Source organism: Anaeromassilibacillus sp. D41t1_190614_C2 (assembly GCF_015558525.1).
In the GTDB taxonomy this organism is placed as follows: domain Bacteria; phylum Bacillota; class Clostridia; order Oscillospirales; family Acutalibacteraceae; genus Anaeromassilibacillus; species Anaeromassilibacillus stercoravium.
This window is the reverse complement of sequence record NZ_JADMOD010000034.1, coordinates 1-3,929: the sequence shown is the minus strand read 5'-3', so window position 1 is coordinate 3,929 and position 3,929 is coordinate 1. Positions and strand designations below refer to the sequence as shown.

Below are 3,929 nucleotides of genomic sequence, written 5' to 3'. Positions count from 1 at the left end.
GGAAACCGTCACGGTCTCGCCCAAAGCCGCCTCTGCCGGCGCGCTCAGGGTTGCTTCCTGCCCGTCCGCCACCTGGACCGCATAGGTCTCGCTCGGGGCTGTGCTGTCGATCTTCCAGAGTTCCACGTTGTCGATCTGCATGGAGGTGTGGGCATTGCCCAGGCAATAGAAGGCGATGGTCAGCTGGCCGTCCTTCACTTCCACCTGGGAAGAATACCGCTCATACCCGCCGTTATAGGGGATCTCCACCTGTGTTGTTGCATCGCCGTCGTAGCCGGAAAGCTCCATACGGCTCTCGTCCTGCTGTCCATTGGACATTTTCACCGTTGCGTTCACCTGGTATGTACCCTCCGGCAGCCCGGTGACCGTCTGGTGCAAACGCCCTTCAAAATTGCTTGTGGTGTAGAAATAGAACTTATAGTCGCCGCCGAATGCGTCCGGCTGATCCACGCCATAGCCCACGTTGGAGAGGTTGTCCACCGTCCAATTCGTGGTGTCGCCGCTTTCAAAGCCGCCGTTCGGGACGGGGACCTGCGTCATCACCATGGGCGCGTCGCTCACCGCGACGTTGTCCAGGACGACGTCGCCCGAATCGCCTGCTCCGCTGGCGACCGTCAGCGTGTTCTCTCCCGCGTTGAGATGGACGGTCACCGGGATTTGATCCCAGAGCCCCCAGCTCTTCAGCTTCGGGAAAACCACCTGCTGGGCGTCCGCTTCATTGCCGTTCGCATAGACGTACATCGTCCGGGCCGACCAATTGCTTTGGCCATAGCGGATCAGGACGGTGTAATCGCCCTCTTCCGGGACGGTAACATTGGAGAGGGTCACGCCCTGTACGGGGACCATGCCACAGACAACGCTTCCATCGCCCGTATACCCGCTAAAAGACGTGCTGACTACTGCACTGCCCAGCACCTCTCCGTCTTCGCATTCGTACGTCGAATACCCAGAATCGTCCTGTTCGGTCAGGGCCATGGCAGCCCCTGGGAACAGATAGGACGGCGAGAGGACCATCGACGCTGCAAGCAGCAAAGATATCCATTTTCTTCTCATTTTTCTCCTCCTTCTTTTGGCAGGGGGGGATATTCCCCAGCCACATTCACCCTTTGATAGAGATGCGCTTCTCCAAGTTCACCTCCTTTCATCGCAGCCGTTTCTTAACGGGCTAATAGATTTATCGAATTGTTTCTTTAATAAAGTAAAGCAAATTTCTTTGCGAATGTCAATAGATTTTCTTGCCGAAGATGTGATATTTTTGCGTTTTTTACACGAGGTATTTTATTTTCGGATAGAACAAACAAGGCAGGGACGGTATTGTCCCTGCCTTGTTTGTGAAATATTTTATTAAGAAGGAATGTATGAATTCAAAAGGACGCCCTTCCCAAAAAGGAAAAGCTTTCGTCCGGCTCCGAGAGGTAAGACACGGAGCCGGCTTCAGCTATTTGGGAAGGAATATGAAGAAAAGAACTTATACTCAAAAAAATGATACCGTGCTTTCCGCGGAGGCATTATATCAACATATTTCTATCCGCAGAATATGAACATGTTGAATCAATCCATTTATCCGCTTAACACAGTAATAATTAAAACAAATCTATTGAAATTTGTCAATATCTTTACTGAAAATGATATAATTGTATAAATTTTTTCCGCAATTATGCAAATACTTTTCTAAAATACCACTTGTAACCCTGGTATCCATCCTACGTTTTATACAATTTCACCTATTTCACACGGCCGGTGGGGCATATGGAAAAGAGGGGCTTGCCCGGCGGGAGCCCCTCTTTTCCATATGGTCTCGATAACCCTCTGCGCAGGGGCTTACTTGACCAGATAGCGTTCTACGATTTCTTGCAGCTGCTCCCCGTGGGCTTTTTTCCAGTCCCCATAGGACTCCCCGGCAGCGGCCGCCGCCTTCCCGACTTCGACCAAAAACGCAGGGATGTTGTCCTGTAGGATCATGCCGGCCGGTTCGCCGAACCGTTCCATCCCCTGCGCATCGCTGCCGTTCAGGTGCAGGGTAAACGCGGGAGTCGCCACTTTGTCAATCATTTTGACGCCGCCGTGGAAACCGATCTCCCCGATCTGATGGGTCCCGCAGGACGACGTGCATCCGGAGATGTGGATCTGCGGCAGCGCCCCGTCGGGGATTCCAGCGGCGCGGACCTGCTTCACAATCTCCGCCAACAGCTGCTGCGAATCGCGCAGGCCTACCTGGCAGATGGACGCGCCGATGCACGCCACCGACGTCTCCAGCAGGGATTGGGCGCCGTCCTCCGTTGCCGCAAGAACTTTTTGGGCCTCTTCGCCCGTCAAATGGATGATGTACATCGTCTCATCGGGGGCCAGCCGGATCTCAACGTCCTCCATCGGCGCGATGAGCGCATACAGCTCCGCAAATTTGGAGGGCGCGGGGCAGCCGCCCAGCGGATGGTATTCCACCGCATACAGGCCTTCCTGTTTCTGCGGGATCACGCGCTTTCCCTGTGCCGTTGTCCCATTTCCCTTTTTTGAAACGGGCGCGGGGGAGATGTCCAGGTCCAGGTCGTCGTGGGCGTCAAACACCGCTTGCAGCTTCTCCTGGTACGCCTTTACGTAACCCTCCTCGCCGAGGGTTTCCTGCATGTAGCGCGTGCGCGCCTTGTTCCGCTGTTCGTAGTTTCCATAGGCGATAAACGTATCGCGCATGGCGCAGATATAGTACAGGATCTTGGACGGATCCACGCCTTCCGCAACCAACAGGCCCATACGGGGGTTATTGCCCAGCCCGCCTGCGCTGTATACATCGAATTTGCCGTCCGGCCGCGCAACAAACCCCAGGTCGCGGAACGTGGCGTGCGTCTGGTTGGCCGGGCTGTTTGAGAAGCCTACTTTCAGCTTTCTCGGCATCTTCTGCTCTTTGATAAAGGTCAGCAGGTATTCCCCTGCCGCCTCCGCATAGGGCAGCACATCAAAATATTCCCCTTTTTCCACGCCGGAAAGCGGGGAAACCATGACGTTCCTTGGGAAGTCGCCGCCGCCTCCGCGCGTCACAATGCCGTGGTCGAGCGCAGACTCCACAATGTCATAAATGGCAGCGGGATGCAAATTGTGGAGTTGGATGGTTTGGCAGGTGGTCAAATGGACGCGGTCGATGTTGTGCTTTGCGATGCAATCTGCAACAAATTTCAGCTTGTCCTTTGTCAGACGGCCGCCAGCCATACGAAGCCGGACCATGCTGGCGTTTCCGCCCCGCTGGGCATAGCTTCCATATCCGCCGGAGAAGCCTTTGTAGGCGCTTTTATCCAGCTCTCCCGCATAAAAAGCATCGGTCTTCTCGCGGAATTCCGCCAGATCTTCTTTCCATACCTCTGTCGCAATTTTTTTCATTTCTTCTATGTCCTTTCCTCATGATTGGCTTCATTCTTATGATACCCTTTTTTTGGCAAAAGTCCAATCCTGTTTTGCGATTTTTTCAAAAAATCCCCCGGGGCTTGTTTTCAAATTTTCTTTTAATATCCATCCGTTCTTCAAGTTTTCTTCAACTTTCGCCGTTAGGATATAGATATCGAAATCGGAACCCGGCCGGCTACCGGCAAATCGATGTTTGCCGGCCTCCCTGATACAGAAAGGATGATGATTATAGATCGGGCAACCTCCTTTGAAAGAGAGATTGGATGAAAACTTCCGGAAAATCCTTTATACTCATAAAAATCTTCCGGGCACACAGTGCCTTTCGCGGGCACACAGTGCCTCTCTCGCCTACGGCGTTCCCTACGAAAGCAAACGGAAAAGAGTTTGCTTTCTGCTCCATATTGGAAGCTCTATGGAAGCAAGCAAAAATCACAATCCCACCACATGCAAAAAATAGACGAATAAAACACAGAAGGACCCAATCCTGAGGATTCTCAGGATTGGGTCCTTGCTGTTTATTAGGGAAAAGCCTTCCC

2 protein-coding genes and 1 pseudogene are annotated in these 3,929 nt (G+C 53.0%); all 3 read right to left on the bottom strand.

The window, feature by feature from the left end:
• Positions 1–1,053: pseudogene (locus I2G69_RS13955) on the bottom strand (CBM35 domain-containing protein); the annotation flags it as partial.
• A 768-nt stretch (positions 1,054–1,821) separates the two neighbouring features.
• Positions 1,822–3,369 carry a nitrite/sulfite reductase gene (locus I2G69_RS13950; RefSeq protein WP_195560989.1) on the bottom strand — a complete coding sequence of 516 codons (1,548 nt, stop codon included), beginning with the start codon at positions 3,367–3,369 and terminating at the stop codon, positions 1,822–1,824.
• A gap of 250 nt (positions 3,370–3,619) precedes the next feature.
• A partial coding sequence (locus I2G69_RS14105; protein WP_207740602.1) for a hypothetical protein occupies positions 3,620–3,929 on the bottom strand: 310 nt, incomplete at its 5' end.

Coding starts and splice junctions, on each gene's coding strand:
- I2G69_RS13950 (WP_195560989.1), bottom strand. CDS start 3,369: ATGAAAAAAATTGCGACAGAGGTATGGAAAGAAGATCTGGCGGAATTC.